Source organism: Alkalihalobacillus sp. MEB130, assembly GCF_032335535.1.
GTDB lineage: Bacteria > Bacillota > Bacilli > Bacillales > Bacillaceae_D > Halalkalibacter.
In genome coordinates this window covers 52,217-69,550 of record NZ_JAOANA010000014.1, presented here as the reverse complement: position 1 = coordinate 69,550, position 17,334 = coordinate 52,217, and the positions used below count along the sequence as shown (strand labels likewise).

The 17,334-nt window shown below is 36.3% G+C and carries 17 protein-coding genes, 4 pseudogenes and 1 riboswitch; of the genes and pseudogenes, 12 read left to right on the top strand and 9 right to left on the bottom strand.

Annotation, left to right across the window (positions count from 1 at the left end):
* The first annotated feature begins 173 nt into the window (after positions 1–173).
* From N0O92_RS14860 to N0O92_RS14850, 3 genes are read left to right on the top strand one after another with little or no spacing between them, the layout of a single operon-like run.
* A complete protein-coding gene (locus N0O92_RS14860; protein WP_315615441.1) occupies positions 174–1,640 on the top strand; it encodes a spore germination protein in 1,467 nt (488 codons plus the stop codon).
* Positions 1,634–2,749 (top strand): GerAB/ArcD/ProY family transporter, encoded by a 1,116-nt coding sequence (locus tag N0O92_RS14855; RefSeq protein ID WP_315615440.1) that lies wholly within the window; start codon positions 1,634–1,636, stop codon positions 2,747–2,749. The genes N0O92_RS14860 and N0O92_RS14855 overlap by 7 nt, the downstream gene beginning before the upstream one ends.
* Positions 2,730–3,854, top strand: coding sequence for a Ger(x)C family spore germination protein (locus N0O92_RS14850; RefSeq protein WP_315615439.1), 1,125 nt, complete (start codon positions 2,730–2,732; stop codon positions 3,852–3,854). The genes N0O92_RS14855 and N0O92_RS14850 overlap by 20 nt, the downstream gene beginning before the upstream one ends.
* Positions 3,855–3,948: 94 nt before the next feature.
* On the opposite strand, the gene N0O92_RS14845 is transcribed toward N0O92_RS14850, so the two are convergent.
* On the bottom strand, positions 3,949–4,569 hold the full coding sequence (locus N0O92_RS14845) for an NUDIX hydrolase (protein WP_315615438.1): 621 nt from the start codon (positions 4,567–4,569) through the stop codon (positions 3,949–3,951).
* Positions 4,570–4,992: 423 nt separating this feature from the next.
* On the opposite strand from N0O92_RS14845, the gene N0O92_RS14840 reads away from it, so the two are divergent.
* Complete coding sequence (locus N0O92_RS14840) at positions 4,993–6,141, top strand: M20 family metallopeptidase (RefSeq protein WP_315615437.1); 1,149 nt, start codon at positions 4,993–4,995, stop codon at positions 6,139–6,141.
* A 204-nt stretch (positions 6,142–6,345) separates the two neighbouring features.
* Complete coding sequence (gene sigK / locus N0O92_RS14835) at positions 6,346–7,053, top strand: RNA polymerase sporulation sigma factor SigK (protein ID WP_315615436.1); 708 nt, start codon at positions 6,346–6,348, stop codon at positions 7,051–7,053.
* A gap of 90 nt (positions 7,054–7,143) precedes the next feature.
* On the opposite strand, the gene N0O92_RS14830 is transcribed toward sigK, so the two are convergent.
* The 3 genes from N0O92_RS14830 to N0O92_RS14820 form a co-directional block, all read right to left on the bottom strand.
* Complete coding sequence (locus N0O92_RS14830; RefSeq protein WP_315615435.1) at positions 7,144–8,496, bottom strand: TrkH family potassium uptake protein; 1,353 nt, start codon at positions 8,494–8,496, stop codon at positions 7,144–7,146.
* Between the two features lie 2 nt (positions 8,497–8,498).
* Positions 8,499–9,164, bottom strand: coding sequence for a potassium channel family protein (locus N0O92_RS14825; RefSeq protein WP_315615434.1), 666 nt, complete (start codon positions 9,162–9,164; stop codon positions 8,499–8,501).
* 64 nt (positions 9,165–9,228) lie between these two features.
* Positions 9,229–9,374, bottom strand: a riboswitch (cyclic di-AMP (ydaO/yuaA leader).
* An 82-nt stretch (positions 9,375–9,456) separates the two neighbouring features.
* Positions 9,457–10,485 carry an ion channel gene (locus N0O92_RS14820; RefSeq protein WP_315615433.1) on the bottom strand — a complete coding sequence of 343 codons (1,029 nt, stop codon included), beginning with the start codon at positions 10,483–10,485 and terminating at the stop codon, positions 9,457–9,459.
* Positions 10,486–10,685: 200 nt separating this feature from the next.
* On the opposite strand from N0O92_RS14820, the gene N0O92_RS14815 reads away from it, so the two are divergent.
* The 4 genes and pseudogenes from N0O92_RS14815 to N0O92_RS14800 form a co-directional block, all read left to right on the top strand.
* The gene (locus tag N0O92_RS14815; protein ID WP_315615503.1) at positions 10,686–10,994 is read left to right on the top strand and encodes a PadR family transcriptional regulator; all 309 of its coding nucleotides are present in this window, start codon (positions 10,686–10,688) and stop codon (positions 10,992–10,994) included.
* Positions 10,991–11,338, top strand: a complete 348-nt coding sequence (locus N0O92_RS14810; RefSeq protein ID WP_315615431.1) for a DUF1048 domain-containing protein — start codon at positions 10,991–10,993, stop codon at positions 11,336–11,338. The genes N0O92_RS14815 and N0O92_RS14810 overlap by 4 nt, the downstream gene beginning before the upstream one ends.
* A 10-nt stretch (positions 11,339–11,348) precedes the next feature.
* Complete coding sequence (locus N0O92_RS14805; protein WP_315615430.1) at positions 11,349–11,699, top strand: DUF1048 domain-containing protein; 351 nt, start codon at positions 11,349–11,351, stop codon at positions 11,697–11,699.
* Between the two features lie 2 nt (positions 11,700–11,701).
* Positions 11,702–11,960 (top strand): annotated as a pseudogene (locus N0O92_RS14800) (ATP-binding cassette domain-containing protein); the annotation flags it as partial.
* Positions 11,961–12,008: 48 nt separating this feature from the next.
* Here the strand turns inward: N0O92_RS14800 and chrA are convergent.
* Genes chrA through N0O92_RS14785 form a run of 3 tightly spaced genes read right to left on the bottom strand, consistent with a single transcriptional unit; the run spans position 12,009 to position 14,002 of the window.
* Complete coding sequence (gene chrA, locus N0O92_RS14795; protein ID WP_315615429.1) at positions 12,009–13,136, bottom strand: chromate efflux transporter; 1,128 nt, start codon at positions 13,134–13,136, stop codon at positions 12,009–12,011.
* Positions 13,137–13,151: 15 nt separating this feature from the next.
* A complete protein-coding gene (locus N0O92_RS14790) occupies positions 13,152–13,574 on the bottom strand; it encodes a chromate resistance protein ChrB domain-containing protein (protein ID WP_315615428.1) in 423 nt (140 codons plus the stop codon).
* Positions 13,571–14,002 carry a Chromate resistance protein ChrB gene (locus N0O92_RS14785; RefSeq protein WP_315615427.1) on the bottom strand — a complete coding sequence of 144 codons (432 nt, stop codon included), beginning with the start codon at positions 14,000–14,002 and terminating at the stop codon, positions 13,571–13,573. Before N0O92_RS14785 ends, N0O92_RS14790 begins: the two co-directional genes overlap by 4 nt.
* A 258-nt stretch (positions 14,003–14,260) precedes the next feature.
* On the opposite strand from N0O92_RS14785, the gene N0O92_RS14780 reads away from it, so the two are divergent.
* The 3 genes and pseudogenes from N0O92_RS14780 to N0O92_RS14770 form a co-directional block, all read left to right on the top strand.
* Positions 14,261–14,452 carry a hypothetical protein gene (locus tag N0O92_RS14780; protein ID WP_315615426.1) on the top strand — a complete coding sequence of 64 codons (192 nt, stop codon included), beginning with the start codon at positions 14,261–14,263 and terminating at the stop codon, positions 14,450–14,452.
* Complete coding sequence (locus tag N0O92_RS14775) at positions 14,449–14,973, top strand: DUF2269 domain-containing protein (protein WP_315615425.1); 525 nt, start codon at positions 14,449–14,451, stop codon at positions 14,971–14,973. The genes N0O92_RS14780 and N0O92_RS14775 overlap by 4 nt, the downstream gene beginning before the upstream one ends.
* 589 nt (positions 14,974–15,562) lie before the next feature.
* Positions 15,563–15,964 (top strand): annotated as a pseudogene (locus N0O92_RS14770) (sigma-70 family RNA polymerase sigma factor); the annotation flags it as partial.
* A gap of 185 nt (positions 15,965–16,149) precedes the next feature.
* Here the strand turns inward: N0O92_RS14770 and N0O92_RS14765 are convergent.
* A pseudogene (locus N0O92_RS14765) lies at positions 16,150–16,800 on the bottom strand (cation:proton antiporter domain-containing protein); the annotation flags it as partial.
* 34 nt (positions 16,801–16,834) lie between these two features.
* Positions 16,835–17,167: pseudogene (locus tag N0O92_RS14760) on the bottom strand (tyrosine-type recombinase/integrase); the annotation flags it as partial.
* Positions 17,168–17,334: the final 167 nt, after the last annotated feature.

The window sequence follows — 17,334 nt, the reverse complement described above, 5'->3', positions numbered from 1 at the left end:
GTAATCTAAATATTATTTCTAAGAGGGGTTCTTAACCAATCAATGGTTAAGAACCCCTCTTTCATTTTGGTTTTGTAAATTGGGAATGTTATCTAGAATGCTTACTCACAGTAGAATAACTACCATAACAGTGTGAGATATTATAAAAAATGCTAACAGGTAGGAGTACCGGAATGAATTCCTTTTTTGTTTTTAAAAAGCTAAATGCAAATTATATATATATTCGAGAAGATAGTCACTACACAGATGATTTAAAAAAAAGAGAATTTACTTGGAACGGTAGGCGGGGAATTTGTCTATTTCTTGAAACAATTATAGATGAAGAAAAACTAGAAAAAACATTTTTCTCTAATCTGGAAACTGATTCTCAATCTGAAGAGTCTGAGCTTAAGAAGAAAATAAGCGCCACTGAGGTCTCTGAGATCCAACACATCAATCAGGTTTCTAATGAATTACATAAAGGAATGGCTGCGGTATTTCTAGAAGAAAAGTCAGAAGCCTATGTGTTCGATGTCAAAAAAACAACTGAGCGATCTGTTCAAGAACCTGAAAATGAGAAAATTGTTCGAGGTTCACACGACGGCTTTGTTGAAACATTAATGACTAATCTTCAGCTTCTAAGAAGAAGGATTGAGGTTCAAGATTTGGTTATTAAATATCACGCTGTTGGGACGGAAACGAAGACAAGAATTGCTTTAGTTTATTTAGCTAGTATCGCAAATCCAACAATTGTAAAAGAAGTCGAGGAGAAGGTAAAGTCAATATCAATAGATATGGTCTTCAGCCCTGGTGCTATAGAAGAGTTTCTCGAAAATGATACAATTTCACCATTCCCGCAAATGCTTAATACAGAACGGCCAGATCGTGTAATGGCTAATCTAATAGATGGTCGTATAGCGATATTAACGGATGGTGATCCTACTGCTCTTGTTTGTCCAAGTAGTTTTTTTACTTTTTATCAATCGCCTGATGATTACAATAGTCGATTTTTAGTTGGTACCTTCTATCGCTTATTGAGAATGGTTAGCTTTCTAATAGCTATTTTTGTTCCGGCTATTTATATTGCAACTGTCTCTTTTCATTTTGAAGTAATTCCAGCTGATTTAGTGCTCCCAGTCAAAAGCTCGGTAGAAAGAATTCCATATCCTCCTATTGTTGAGGCAATCTTAATGGAATTAACGATCGAGTTAATTAGGGAAGCAGGAATTCGCTTGCCAAGCCCTATTGGACAAACAATTGGAATTGTAGGTGGACTAGTCATTGGGGATGCGGTTGTCCAGGCGGGGCTAGTATCTAACATTATGATTATTGTTGTGGCAATAACTGCGATTGCATCTTTTGTCGTTCCTTCTTTTGAAATGAGTTCAGCACTAAGAGTAATCCGGTTTCCTTTTATGTTTTTCGCTGCTAGCTTTGGTTATTTTGGAATCATGTTTTGTTTTACGCTTTTGCTCATCCATCTATGTAGGTTGGAGTCCTTTGGCTCTCCTTATTTCTCACCATTAGCTCCTCTAACATGGCAAGATCTTAAGGATAGTGTCATTCGCGCTCCTATGAAAAAAATGAATGAACGGCCGAAAGCAACGTTACCGAGGAAAAAATTCAGGCAAGCTATACGCAAAGGAAGAAGGAAATGGTAACCAATAATAAAGAGTTAATTAGTCCCTTACAATTCATATTTATCATTATTCAAACACAAATCGGAGTAGGGATACTCTCTTTACCTTATATGATCTATGAAAGTGGCGCAAAAACAGATGCTTGGATTTCGATGCTTCTAGTCGGGGGAATTATTCAACTAATCATCTTATTGTATTGGGTGTTAACAAACTGGTTTCCGACAAGTCCTTTTTATGGATTATTGTCAAAGGTGTATGGGAAACTGTTTGGACGAGCTCTTACGATTGGATATACCGTTTATTTTATCTTTGTTAGTAGTCTTGTCTTAATTCTATTCAATTTCGTCATTGAAATTTGGGCATTTCCTAGAACACCTAGCTGGGCATTCAATCTAATGATGTGCATTTTAGCCTACTATTTAGTCGTTGATAAACTAAGGGTAATTGGCCGCTTTCATACATTGGTTTCTGTCCTATTACTCACCATTATATTCTTAACCTTACCTGCTTACCCATATATGGATATTAGATATATTATGCCGATTGGAGATAGCGGGATACTTAATATTGTAAAAGGTGGAAAAGAGGCATTATTATCAATTCTTGGATTTGAGGTGATCTTATTTCTCTTTCCATTTGTAGAAGGGTCTAAAAAGAAGAAGTTAGCTGCTGCTAGTATCGCTAATGTTATCGTGACGGTCTTTTACACGTATTTGACTTTAATATGTCTGCTCTTTTTTAGCCCTGAGGAGATAAAATTAATTCCCGAACCGGTTTTATATTTATTAAAAGCATTTACTTTTCCGGTGCTTGAAAGGGTTGATATTGTCTTTTTAGCAATATGGATTATGTCTGTTGTCACATCATTAATGAGCTATGTCTATCTAGCATCTGTTGGTCTTGCTGATGTTTTCTCAGTAAAGCATCATAAAAAAACTGTTCCTTTTATAATCGGCTCAAGCTTTGTTATTGCGCTGATTCCACGAAATTCGATATCCATTGCAAGTTGGAGTGAAATCATAACAAATATCGGATTGATATTTGTTATTGGAATACCAGTCTTAACAGTGTTATACATTTGCATATTCAAGAGAGAAAAGGTGGATCAAGATGCTAACAAAAGTAGGTAGTTCTATTGTAATTTTACTAGCAACTATGATCATATCAGGATGTTGGGATCAGTATTTAATTAAAGACGTAAATTTAATTTTTACCGCAGGGATTGATCGAAATGAAGAAGGGAAATTTTTTACAAGTGTTACCATTCCTGAACAAGAAACGAATACTGAAGCACCAATTGTTCGTATGGCTACAGGGATAGGAAATACGCTGAGGGAATCACGCAACAATATTGATAATACTGTTGACGGTATATTAGATTCGTCAAAGATTAGAGTGCTATTAGTAGAAAGTATTTTAGCTGAAGAAGATCTTTATGCAATGCTTGATTTATATTACCGCGATCCAAGAGCTCCATTGAATGCAAAGATTGCCATTACGGAAGTAAAGGCACATGACGCGTTAGATATCGATATAGAAGGTCAAACATTAATAAGTGACTATTATTCAAAGCTCATTGAAGGTGCTGAAAAACGTTCCATCATCCCAAAAATGAATATTCAATATATCTGCCCACTTATGGTCGACCCAGGACGAGATTTTATGCTACCGATCATTTCAATTGGAACTTCCAATGAAAAGGAAGTTGCCTTGATTAGTGGAGCAGCTTTATTTCACGGAAAAATTATGACTGGAAAAATTAGTACTAGAGAAAGTGTTATGGCGAATCTTCTCAATAATATCATGTATGAGGATGCTCAATTTACGGTGGAAATAGCCGAAAAAGAGGAAATAATGAATGCTTTAAACTATATAACCGTCCAAGTTGAAGAGTTTGACCGAATGTTACATGTGAAAGTTAACAAAGAGGGTGAAATTGAAGTAGATCTAGATGTGAATTTATACTTCAATGTTGCTGAGTTTCCACCAGATAGCCTTGATGAGGCTAAAATAGCCGATTTAAATAAAAAGATAACGAAGGAACTTTCTGATTTGGCGACAACTGTAGTTGAGAAAATTCAGGCTGCTAACTGTGATTATTTTGGAGTAGGCAGGGAAGTCATGGCTTATCACAAACAGCAGCTAAAGGACCGAGATTGGAACGAGATATACCCAAATATCCCCATTGAAGTAACTGTTAAAGCGGAGATTATCCAACATGGAATCATTAATTAGCTGTTAATTACATAACTAAGATAGCCATGTAATTAACAGATTCTCTTTGTTAGTGAAACGTTAGTTAAATTTTACAATTTTTTAATGAAAGCACCTATATTCGTTTGAGAAGATCAAGAAAATGAGCTAGAATGCGAGCCGTTAACCCCCAAATAACATAGTCTTGATAATAATAGAAGTACTCAGGAATTTCCTCATATCGTTTTGTGTATGCCTGCTTATTAGGAACTTGATTCAGAGGAAATCCTTCCCCAGGTTCAAAGTGAATTTTCATAGTGTGTACAGCCGGTTTGTGTTGATGCAAGTATGATAATGGAACAGTGAATATATGATCCACTTCTTTTTGATTAATGTTTAATTCTTCAAGACTTCGTAACTCTGCAAGGAAAGGATAAATGACTCCACGGAAGGGAGTAACAAGGACATCAAGGGGAGCCATAATCGTCATGTCTTGCTTAGGGATTCCTATTTCTTCAGTTAGTTCGCGGAGCGCAGCTGCTTCTGCTGATGGATCTGTTGAGTCAATTCTGCCTCCAGGAAAGCAAATTTCTCCAGGTTGCTTATTGAGTTGTTTGGAACGAACTTCAAAGAGAACCGATAATTCATTATCAATATAGATTAAAGGTACAATAACAGCAGAGTTCATAGAAGTAGAGCCAAGAATTCCACTTTTTCTATTTTCTAAGATCTTTTGTATCGCAGATAGATTATACATAGGTAACCTCCATGTAATGTCTTGTGATTAAGTATATGTAACTGAACTGTTTACCTTATTATACAACATAAGCAAACAGGAATGAGAAGCACTAAAATGGGACGACATGTTACTAGATTTAACAAAATAAATAAAATGAGGAAGTTCCTTGTAAGAAGATATAACAAAAAAGCTGTAAATGACAACAGAGTAAGGTACATTAAATACAGGAAAGGTCATTGACTTAGCTTCCAAAAATGTTCTCTCTACTCTCCCCCATTGCGAGCGATTCAATTGAATCGCTCATTTTTTTGTGTCAATAGGTTTACGAGCACAATGATTTATGTATTATTTGGAACCAGGCGAATGTACCTTGCAAAAAAAGTCGAAATACATGAAAATAAAAGGAGATACAAGGACAAGAAGGGTAAGGGGAAGACCTAGATGGACGTTCATAGTAAAGAAAACGAAATGCTTGTTTTGCTAGAAAAATTAGTTAATATTGACAGTGGTTCGTACTATAAGAAAGGTGTAGACCAAGTTGGAAAAGAGCTTATTCCTTTTTTTATAGAGTTGGGTTATGACATTCAGAAAGTGAAACAACATGATCTAGGTGATCATGTCATTATTCAACACCCCGAAAGAAAGCAGTCTTCGATTTTGATAGTTGCTCATATGGATACGGTGTTTGAAGAAGGGACGGCTAACGATCGCCCTTTTTCCATTAAGGATGGACGAGCGTTTGGACCTGGTGTCATTGATATGAAGGCTAGTTTAGTTACGGTTATTTACGCACTTCGTTATTTAAAAGAAAGTGGCTCTTCTGCCTATAAAGATGTTGAAATCATCTTAAACAGTGATGAAGAAATTGGCTCTTTAACGTCACGTGAAATAATAGAAAAAGAAGCAATTGGAAAATCGTATGCTTTAATTATGGAACCAGCAAGACGAGATGGCTCTTTAGTAACAGAGAGAAGAGGGAGTGGACGTTTTACAATTGAAGTTCATGGAAAAGCGGCCCATTCAGGTATTGAGCCTGAAAAAGGGAGAAGTGCAATTGAAGAGTTAGCTCACAAAATTGTCAAGCTTCATGAATTAAATGATCATGAACATGGTGTCTCCGTAAATGTGGGGATTATTGAAGGAGGAGATGCCGTTAACACTGTATCGGCCATGGCTATTGGCCATATTGATGTACGAGTATCGACTCCGGAACAAGCGGAAGAAATGGAACATAAAATTGAAGAAGTCTGTGCTTCTTCTGATGTAAGTGGTACGGAAATTGAATTGACAGGAGATATGAGAAGACCTCCAATGTTAAAGAATAAAAAAATTGAAGATCTCTTTAATATTGTTAAAAAGGTTGGAGAAGATTTGGGAATCGAAATCAAAGACACGAAAACAGGGGGAGGATCGGATGCGTCATTTACATCCGCAATGGGAATCCCTACAATTGATGGTCTTGGTCCTATTGGAGGCAATGCGCATAGCAGCAAGGAATATTTAGTTATATCCTCATTAACAGAACGAACGTTGTTATTAGCCAAAGTGATTGAACGGCTGATGAATGATAAATATGAGAAAACAAATTGAAAATGAAAAAAGACCTGCTTGAGTTACCATCAAGCAGGTCTTTTTCGCAAAAAAAACAAATGTGTGTATGGTTGCAGTAGAAGTGTTAGGCGACACGAAGAAAATATGTAAAAAAGAGAAAATCTAACTTTATTTTAGGTGGACAGACACGACCAAGCCCAGTTATACATAGAGTTAAAGTAACGACATTATGGGGGTGATGTTATGTCAACAATAATTGCAGCGATCTCTTACTTGTTTAAAGAAGTTATCGTCTTCGTATCATACGTTAAGAATAACGCCTTCCCACAGCCACTAAAGAAAGATGAAGAACGTAAATACTTAAAGCTTATGCAGGAGGGAGACGAAGAAGCACGCGACCTTCTAATTGAACATAACCTACGTTTGGTGGCGCATATCGTCAAGAAGTTTGAAAATACAAGGGAAGATACAGAAGACCTCATCTCAATAGGAACGATTGGTTTAATTAAAGCGATAGAAAGCTATTCTGATGGAAAAGGGACAAAGCTAGCAACCTATGCTGCAAGGTGTATTGAAAATGAAATTCTTATGCATTTAAGAGCCTTAAAGAAGGTTAAGAAGGATGTTTCCCTGCACGATCCGATTGGAACGGACAAAGAGGGGAATGAGATTACGTTAATTGATGTCCTGCAAGAGGAAGGCGAAGATATCGTTGATGTGATTCAAACGAATATGGAGAAGACACAGATTTACAAGTTCATTCACGTTTTAGATGAGCGCGAAAAAGAAGTGATTGTGGGTCGCTTCGGCTTAAATTTAGAGGAAGAGCGCACCCAGCGTGAGATAGCAAAAGAGCTTGGGATATCACGTAGTTATGTATCAAGAATTGAGAAACGAGCGTTAATGAAGTTGTTTCATGAGTTTTATAAGCAGAGTCAAGGGAAGAGTTAATAAACGTTAACAGGCATTTCCTGAATATTGGGAGATGCCTGTTTTAATGAAATTTATATTTTATACTATTAAAATAGTAATTATAGATTATTACCCAATAATAACTCTCTCTTTTGGATAATGATAATGCTCTTCCGTCATTTTGCCCCGAATAATAAATAAGAATGCAAAAACACCGATACGACCTACAAACATTAAGAAAATGATCGTTAATTTTCCAGCTGTGCTTAGGTCTGGAGTAATTCCCATAGATAACCCTGTAGTTCCAAAAGCCGAGCATACCTCAAAAATGATAGCTGTTAAAGGAAACGGTTCAATATATGAGAGGAAAATAACAGCTGAAGCAGTAAGCATTATCGCTACACTTATGACAATAAAGGACTTTATTATGTCTTCTTGATCGATTTCTCTGCCGAATATTTTTATCGAGTTTTTCCCTCGAGCAAATGTATAAATAGCTAAAATGATGATGGCGAACGTAGTGGTTCGAATTCCTCCACCCACACTACTAGGTGAAGCCCCGATAAACATGAGAGCACTTAAAAATAACTGTGTAGGAATATAAAATTCTGCTACATCCATTGTGGCAAGCCCGCCATTTCTAGTTGTAACGGATTGGAATAGGGCATAAAAGAAGGTTTCATGCCACGATTTATCAAGAAAGAAATGATTTCTTTCCAATAAAAGTATTCCAATAAAACCAACTAAAACAAGTAACCCAAATGTTGTTGTTGTTAATTTAGTATAAAGTGAAAAGCGCTTATTAAATGGTCGTTCTTTTGCCAGTAAGAACTCCTTTACTTCAATGAGAACAGGAAACCCAATTGCCCCTAATACTAATAAAATGATATTAACAAATTGAACGAAGTAATCATGAGCAAAGGGCTCTAGAGAACTCCCTGTAATATCAAACCCAGCATTTGTTGTGGCACTTACTGATGCAAAGAAACCTTGTATAAATGCTTCTTGCCAAGTCGGGAAGTATTGTAAGAAGTGAATACCGAGAATGAGTGCACCGATAGCTTCAATCGCTAAAATAATAAATAAAATCTGTTTCATGATCAAAACTAAGCCTGCCATTTCTCCGCGGTTTTGATCTGTCATAATTAATTGTCTTTCTCTTAATCCAATCTTTCGACGAAAGAGCATCCATACAAATGTTCCTAATGTCATAATTCCAATTCCGCCAAATTGCAGAACAAAAGCAAGAATAAACGTACCTGGAACACTGAAGGTTTCTGCTGTTGAGACAACAGTTAGTCCTGTTACACTTACAGCACTTACAGCCGTGAAGAGTGCCTCAATAAACCCCCATTCCGTTCCAGGATTACGTGCAACAGGTAGACTAAATAAACCCATTGCAATAATGACAGCAAAAATGTAGTACATAACAATAATCTGAACCGCAGTAAGATGACTTAGGTGCTGCCTTATTTTTCCCATCTCTATAAACCTTCTTCTTCAAATCTCTTTAAATCTCTTTTATGACCAATGACAATAAGGATATCTTTTTCATTTATCACATCTTCAGGCAACGGAGAAACATTGATATCTTCCCCTTTTTTAACCGCTAAGATCGTACAACCAAACTTGGCACGTACATCTAATTCAATGATTGAGCGATTATGAATTTTGTTTGTTGCTAGCAGTTCTACAATACTGTATTCATCAGACAACTCAATAAAATCTACAATTTTTTCTGAAGTTAAATGTTGTGCAATACGAACTCCCATATCATGCTCAGGGTGAATGATTCGATCGGCCCCTATTTTATCAAGTACCTTATGGTGATAAGCGCTTTGAGCTTTTACCCAAACATTCTCAACTTCCATTTCCTTTAATACGAGAGTAGTTAATATACTAGATTGAATATTATCGCCAATCGCAACTATGACGTATTCAAAGTTGCGAATTCCTAGAGATTGTAACGCTTTTTCATCGGTCGAGTCTGCAATAACAGCATGTGTAGAGTATTGTGCAAACTCATTTACTTTATGCTCTCTATTATCGATAGCTAAAACTTGATGTCCCATTCTATATAACTCCTTGCACACACTACCACCGAAACGTCCCAACCCAACAACAGCAAATTGTTTCTTTTTGTCTGCCATTTTTCTCCACCTCTTTTTATGCAAAATAAAATAGACCATCACAAAGAATGGTCTATTGAGACCCTTCTCTCCAAAATAACGCTGACGAGGTTAGCTGTCGGATTAGGGACTGAGAGTATCCCCTCTTACTTAGTAAGATTCACCCCAAGATGGAACATTTCCACCAAAGTTGGTTCCCCCGCTCGAAAAATGATTAAGCGACTAAAGGTTATTATTAAATTTAACTAATAGAGAATTTACTTCTTTTAGGTCGGGTTGTCAATACTTATTGTATAAATTTACAAATTGCAGTTTAGTTGGGTTTCATAATCTTGTCATATGTTTCTTTAGTACAGATGGCATAAAGCTCTGCCTCATTAGGAATAGGCTCTCCTAGCTTGGTTAGAATTTGAAAATCATTCCGATCAGAAATTAAATTAGCCCCGAGTTTTTTTAAATCTTCAAAAGCATCATTATATGTTTTCCAAATATGTTTTTTTGTGATTTTACGAATATCCACACCGCTTCTTCTACTTAGGAGTTCCATGATTAGCTTGCTTGATCCTTTATCGACAGCAGCTTTTGCCATCAGATCAGATAAGGCTTCATCAGCAATAATAAATTCATCTACATTCGCATGTTCGAAGTTTGAAATATGCTTTTCTTTAAGAATCTCAACAATGGTATAAATCTCTTGATTCATCTCTACTGCATAACTCTCAATGGCTGATACAATCAGAAGTGACTGTCCATCTGCAGCGACAGAGTTAAACTCTTTATCTCCTGTAAAAATTAAAACAGCTTTCGCCTCAAGTACATTCGCCTTTTCTAATGTTTCTATATCAGTTGCATCACCTTGTATGTAGGAAAATTTATCACGCTCTAAGGGAGATTTCGGTAGTGAATCGACCACAAGAATCTTTGCTTGGTCATCAATTTCTAAGATCTCATTCATGGTATGTTTAGCTTTATTGGACCAACCTATAATCACATAGTGACCTTTTCCCTTATAATTCAATTTCCCTTCCTCCTTTAATTTTCGTAAAAGTCCAAACCCTTCAACAATTTTGCCTATGACAATACCGATTAAACCAATTCCAAAAAAATATAAAAATAATCCAAATATCTTACCTATTGTGGTATCTGGAACGAAGTCACCATAGCCTGTTGTTGTAACAGTAGTCATAACATACCAAAATCCGATGAATGGATTTTCAAACATTTCAGGTTCCAACCAGTGAATAATAAAAGAACTGCTAATTAAAAAAATGACCGTTATCAAAAATAATGTTAGCTTTCTGATGTTAACAGCCATTTTCATTATTTCAAATATCATCAACATACAAATCCCTCCTTTTAGATAAGGTTTCCAATGTTAGCAACGTTATAAGTCCGAGCTTAAATATTTTCTTAAGTAATAGAATAGCCATATGTTGTAAGGGAATTTTCCTCATTTACGTGCGCATTAAATTTCATAGGTAAAAATAAACGCAAATAATATCAGAATAGATGGGGGTGATTGCTCTGGTAAACCTAACAGAAATGCTTAAAGGCGTGCTTGAGGGTTGTGTCCTTGAAATTATAAGTCGCAAGGAAACCTATGGCTACGAAATCACGAGGCAGCTTAAAGACCTTGGTTTTACAGAAGTTGTGGATGGAACTGTTTATACCATCTTAGTCCGGCTTGAAAAAAATAATTTGGTGGAGATTACGAAAAAGCCATCTGAAAAGGGACCACCGCGGAAGTTTTTCAAACTCAACGAAGCGGGGCATGAGGAGTTGCGGATGTTCTGGGATAAATGGGGATTTGTTGCATCGAAAATGAACGAGTTAAAGGAGAGAAAACAATGAATTTTTGGGAAAAAATCACAGGGAGCGACATGACGAAAGAAATGAAAAGTTTTGAATCTCGAGCCCAAAAGCTGCCTACTGATTATCATGCGGCTTGGGAAAGAATTAACTCCAATCTTTGGCAGCACTCAGATTTCACTGGTCGAAACCTCATGCCAATTCTTGACGGTGTACTTGGCCTGCTCGAAGAATCGGCTACGGAGGGGCAAAGTGTCCATGAGGTTTTAGGCGATGACATCGAAGGTTTCTGTTCGGCGCTTGTCGGCGAAGAAGGGGCAAAGTCTTTTAGAGACAAGTGGCGCGAGCAACTTAACAATAATATTGCAAAAAAATTAGGCAAATAGGAGGATAATAATGAGAATAAAAGATATCATCGAAGGCAAAAAAGAGTGGAGAGCGCACATGGCGCGTGTCAAAGCTCTCCCAAAAGATTATCAGGTTGTATATAAAGAGATTCAAAAGTACCTATTTAAGGTCGGCCCTGTTGAGCTAACAGACGGGACGGAACTACTCTCGGGTATCATCGATCTTTTTGAAGAGGGAGTAGCCACAGGAAAAGGTGTACTCGAAGTGACGGGCAGTGACGTAGCATCTTTCTGCGACGATCTAATCAAAGATTCAGAAACTTACGCTGACATCTATCAAGAATTTGCTAACCAAGAAGTTAACAAGGCCATGAAAAAAGTTACAGATAAAAGAAAGTAAAGTTGAAAGTGGTCAACAAAATCAGCAAATATGGGGATATCTTTGCATTACTAGGTTCTATTGGAGCAGGAAAAACAACATTGATTCGAATCATGGCTACTTTACTTAAAGCCGATACTGAAAATGTTATGATCAATGGTTATGATGTTGAAAAAAAACCAGGGGACGTTAGAGGTTCTATCAGTCTTACTGGTCAGTCGCAGAGTGGGTACTTACTCTGGCGGTATGAAAAGAAGAATTGATATCGCACGGAGTTTAGTCAAAAAAGTAATAAAAAATCTGCTCCCTACGGAACAGATTTTTTATTAGTTATAAGAAGGTAAGTAAAGTCCCTAAAGCTAATGCTAAAAGGAATACTTGCCAGATTTGCCATTTGAATTTAAACAATAGACCAAGCATTACGATAGCAATAACAACACTACCCCAATCAATAAAGACTTCTAAAGATAGCCGTATTAGGAAACTAGCGATAAGACCAACAACAGCCGCACTAACACCTGCTAAGTATAATTTTAACTTTGCATTTTCTCTAATTTTATCGAAATAAGGAGCACCTAACAACACCACTAAAAAGGCAGGTAAAAAGATAAAAAAGGTTGCCAGTGTAGCTCCCCAAAAACCATATGCTGCAAATCCAACGAATGCTGCAACCATAATCAATGGACCAGGTGTTAATTCATTAATAGCTAAACCATCAATATATTGTTCAGTTGTTAGCCAGCCATAATTATCAACAGCGTCAAATTGTAACAATGCTAGAACCGTATATGCTCCACCAAAGCTAAGTGCCCCAATTTTTAGAAATAATAGGGAAAGGCTAGTTGGTATCGAAGCGGTCCCTACTGAAGCGAGTGCTAAAAGTGGAAGACTGTTAAGGCTGAATGCTTTATTGTTAAATGAGCGAACTAGTATCATATATACTAATCCCATGACTAATAGTAAAAGGATTAAATCAATTTGAGTAAAAAAAGATAAAGTTAACATGAAAAGAGTGATAAATATTTTCTTTCCGTCTTGTAATACCCCAAACTTATTTGCTATTCGATAAAGACTAAACAAAACAATCGCGACCATTGCTGGCTTAACACCATATAATAAACCTTGGGCAATATCCGATGTAGCTGCATATTGAAAGTAAGCCCAAGCTAAAATGGTGATTAAGATAAAGTTCGGTAACATAAATCCCAGTCCTGCTAAAAAACCACCTAAAAAACCACGTTGTCTATATCCAACATACATACATAGTTCAGCGGCCTCTGGTCCTGGTAACATCCCACATACAGCAAAGGCATCTCGAAATCGTTCATTATCAATCCATTTTTTCTTTTCTACCGCATGTTCATGTATGACTTGTATTTGTGCAGCAGGACCACCCCATCCCTGTAATCCAATAAGGATATAGGTCCAAAAAATGTTCCATAAACTGGGTTTCCTCACTTATATTCTCTCCCATTATAAATGATTATTTCTTTTTATCATTGCGTATAAAGCTTCATAAATAATAATTCCTTTTTCCAAAGCCTCATAATCATCCTTGCTATCTTGGCTAATTCCATCACAAATGAAATCAAGACCAGGTGCAACAGGCTCTAAAAAAACTTCTTGTACCGTATCTGCTTCATCTACAATTTGGGCAATTCTATTTAGCGCGCTATCTTCTAAATTATAATCTTCTATTAAAGAATAAAATGAACATCGTCCATTTCTGTGAGAAAACTCTGCCCCTGGAATATCAAATCCCCTTGTGCCATCAGGAATTTCTTGTTCGCCTTCAGGGATAAAAGTAAATTCAGCTTCTTGATCAATATACTTTTTAATTAACCAACAACAAGCCATACGGTCCACCCCAATGTTTTCCCATGTAACCCACTTCATTTAAACTCACTCCTTCGTTGTATCATTTTTTCACGTACGTTTAATTCCAACGGGGACTTGAAGTAATCAACATTTTTTATCCGTTGGTATTTCTTTGACAAAGAAACCAAATCAATGTTTTCTTCATCCAGTTGTTTTAAAAGGTCAATATAACTTTCATTGATTTGTTCAATAAATAACTGACTTACTTCTTGATCAGACAATCCAAAGTGAAGTTGTGATTCCCACATAGTTGCTTCTCCGCCTAAATCCTTTATTTCAACCGTTAACCATTGAAATTGTTCATATGTATAAGCATTTTTAGGTAAGAGCCATATAGCATCATGTAAATGAAACGCCCCTAAACTTTTTAATTTCCTCCAGACTTTTACCCTTGGGGAACTAGGCTTTCTAGGTATTTTATATGTGAGGTGTAGCCAACTAATCAATCTTTCACCTCCTGTAAATGTAACCATGGTTACATTGTACTTTAATATTAACTACATTCATAGAGTGGATTTACATGTGTTCTTCAAGAAAAGAGGCAATCCTTGAATAAGCGTTGAATGCACTTCTTCTTGTTGAAGCAGCAATTTAGTTGACTAGATTGGTGAAACTCATTTAAGTTGATAATATAATGAATACAAATAAAAATTTTCAAATGAGAAATATATTATTATAAGAATGGGAAAAGGAGGATCATACTTATGGATAATCGTGAATCTCCCCCCAAGATGCCACGCTGGGTAAAGGTCTTTGGAGTTATAGTTATCGTCTTGTTATTAGTATTTGTCATCATACATCTTTTGGGTGGTGAACACGGCCCAGGTCGTCACATATCAACTGATGATTTTGCTGGCTTTATAGCACTTGTAATAAAAGGTAAACAACTTTCATGACCATGACACCCTTAATTCGAAAATTCATGCTCATCGTGCATATTACTTCCTCAGTAAGTTGGATCGGGGCTGTCGCTTGCTTTCTAGCTCTTGCCATAGTTGGTCTTACAAGTCAGGATACTCAAATAGTGCGTGCGGTCTATCTGTCAATGGACTTAATCGTTTGGTACATTATAGTACCATTGAGCCTTGCTTCACTATTTAGTGGACTGGTTCAATCATTTGGGACTCAGTGGGGATTATTTCGGCATTATTGGGTTTTGGTGAAATTCCTGTTAACTATCCTTGCTACAATCGTATTACTACTACAATTGGAACCAATTAGTTATATAGCTAATGTAGCAGTAGATACAACATTTTCTAGTGCCGATTTCCGCGAGGTAAGGCTCTCATTAGTTGTTCACGCTGCTGGTGGACTATTCGTGCTACTAGTGATTATGACCCTATCGATCTACAAACCTCGTGGTGTAACCCGATATGGGTGGCGTAAACAACAAGAAAAGGTTAAGGATTCAAAGTAGTAGATAAAAACAAATTTATTATTTCGGATACTTCACTAACGATAAGATTATATTGAAGACGATCAACTAATAAAAAATTCTTATCCTACGCAGCAAATATAAAGTGACAATAGAAAGAGAATGGTAGCGCCGCTAGCCATTCTTTTTTCTAAGAAGAGAGGATTAAATTTATAGACACACTAGAGATAGAGGGTGGTCTTTAGTTGTAGAGAAATTGAGATGACTATTGATAAAAAACATATGAAGGAAGTTAAAGAAATATTGTTTGAAATTGGATTTTCAGAATCAAAAAGTAATAATTACAACTGGTTTGATGATGAGCTATCATTGACTATGTGAACAATACTTAAAGTAATGAGAGTTTGAGATGAAAAAGGATTAACTAAAGCATTGGTTTTAACTCCAATGCTTTTTTATGTTATTTTTTAATATGCATATGCTTAATTTAGAACTACAAATTGTTCCGTAAATCATGCTTTCTACTATTGTACAAAAGCAGTTAAAACCCATACCGGCTTTTGGTTATAAATTTCTTCCCCAAACCCCATAATGTAGCTGAATGAGCTTTTAAAAACGCCCCTCTTCTGACATTAGAGTAGAAATTCATATGCATTTAAGAGCCTTAAAGAAGGTTAAGAAGGATGTTTCCCTATACGATCCGATTGGAACGGACAAAGAATGAAATTACGTTAATTGATGTCCTGCAAGAGGAAGGCGAAGATATCGTTGATGTGATTCAAACGAATATGGAGAAGACACAATTTTACAAGTTCATACACGTTTTAGATGAGCGCGAAAAAGAAGTGATTGTGGTCGCTTCGGCTTAAATTTAGAGGAAGAGCGTACCCAGCGTGAAATTGCGAAAGAGCTTGGTATTTCACGTAGCTATGTATCTAGAATTGAAAAGAGAGCGTTAATGAAACTTTTCATGAGTTTTATAAACAGAGTCAAGGAAAGAGTTAATAAACGTTTACAGGAATTTTCTGGATAATAGGAGATGCCTGTTTCTAATGGAACTTATATTTTTATACTATTAAAATAGTTAGCTTTTAGAACAAGCTTTGTTAACCTAGTTTGGAACTAATAGCTTATTGCTTTCAATCCAAACTGATGTTTCTACTTCCTTTCCTACAATTGTAAATGTTTAACTCTACAAATATAAATGATGAGTCCTATTATTCGATTAATGGCATAGATGGCGATCTTTCCGAGCACGAGTCCTATAAGAAGCCCCATTCCCATTTGCCAAAAAAACGACCCAACAAGTAAATAATAATGTGGTTGATCGGTCATCAATAATTGAATAAATGAAATGGTTAGAAATACAGCCATCGGATCATTTGTTCCGGACTCGGCTTCTAATGTAGCACCTAATCTTTCTCAAAGGTTCACCCCTTTTAAACCTGTAAAGACGGCAGCAGCATCTGTTGATCCTACTATGGCACCGAATAAAAAGGCTTCTAACTAGTACACATCTAAAATGAATTTTGCTGCGGCTGCAACGACAGCTGATGTGATTAATACTCCGAATGTAGCTAAAGACAAAGCGGGGATAGTAACTGGTTTTACAGTGGACCATTTTGTTTTCAAACCACCTTCAAGGAGGATAATGACTAGTGCAAGTATCCCGATTAGCTGAGCATACTTTGCATTATCAAAATAAATGAAGCCAATGTCGTCACTACCAGCTAACATTCCAACTAACATAAAGAGGACTAGGGCGGGGACGCCAAGTCTAGTAGAGAATTTTGCTGTAATAACTCCAGCAATTAAAAGGAGAGCAGCCATCAAGATAATATAATCGGTATTAAAAACCCCATCAAACATAGATTTTCCTCTCCTTTCTAAGAAATATTAGATATCAAAGGTTAACATCCATTAATGGTGGTTCAGCTTTTTCTTCATCATTTATCCCAATATAACGAAGGGTTGCACTGCGAGTTTCATGATTAAAACGTTTTTGTAAAAGAGAAACAGCTATCCCTTGTTTATATGCATGGTAACCAAATGTCTTACGTAATGTATGTGTACCAACTTTCTCGTTAATACCAGCCTCTAGTGCTGCCTGGTTAACAATTCTATAGGCTTGTTGTCGAGTAATTGGACGACTTTTATTATTTGATCCAAACAAATAATCATCATGGTTTAAGTTTGCTTGTTTAAAGTAACTACTGACGGCTTGTTTCACCTTTTTGTTTAAGTAGACTCTTTATTTTAATTTGATAATGCCGTTTTAACCGTTATAGCTATAAATTAAGTAAGTCACCTGACAATAATAATTCGACATAGTTATAGTCATAGGGAATGTCAAATATGTGAAAAAACATGATTTATTAGTTTTTGTGTTTGGACAAGATTTTC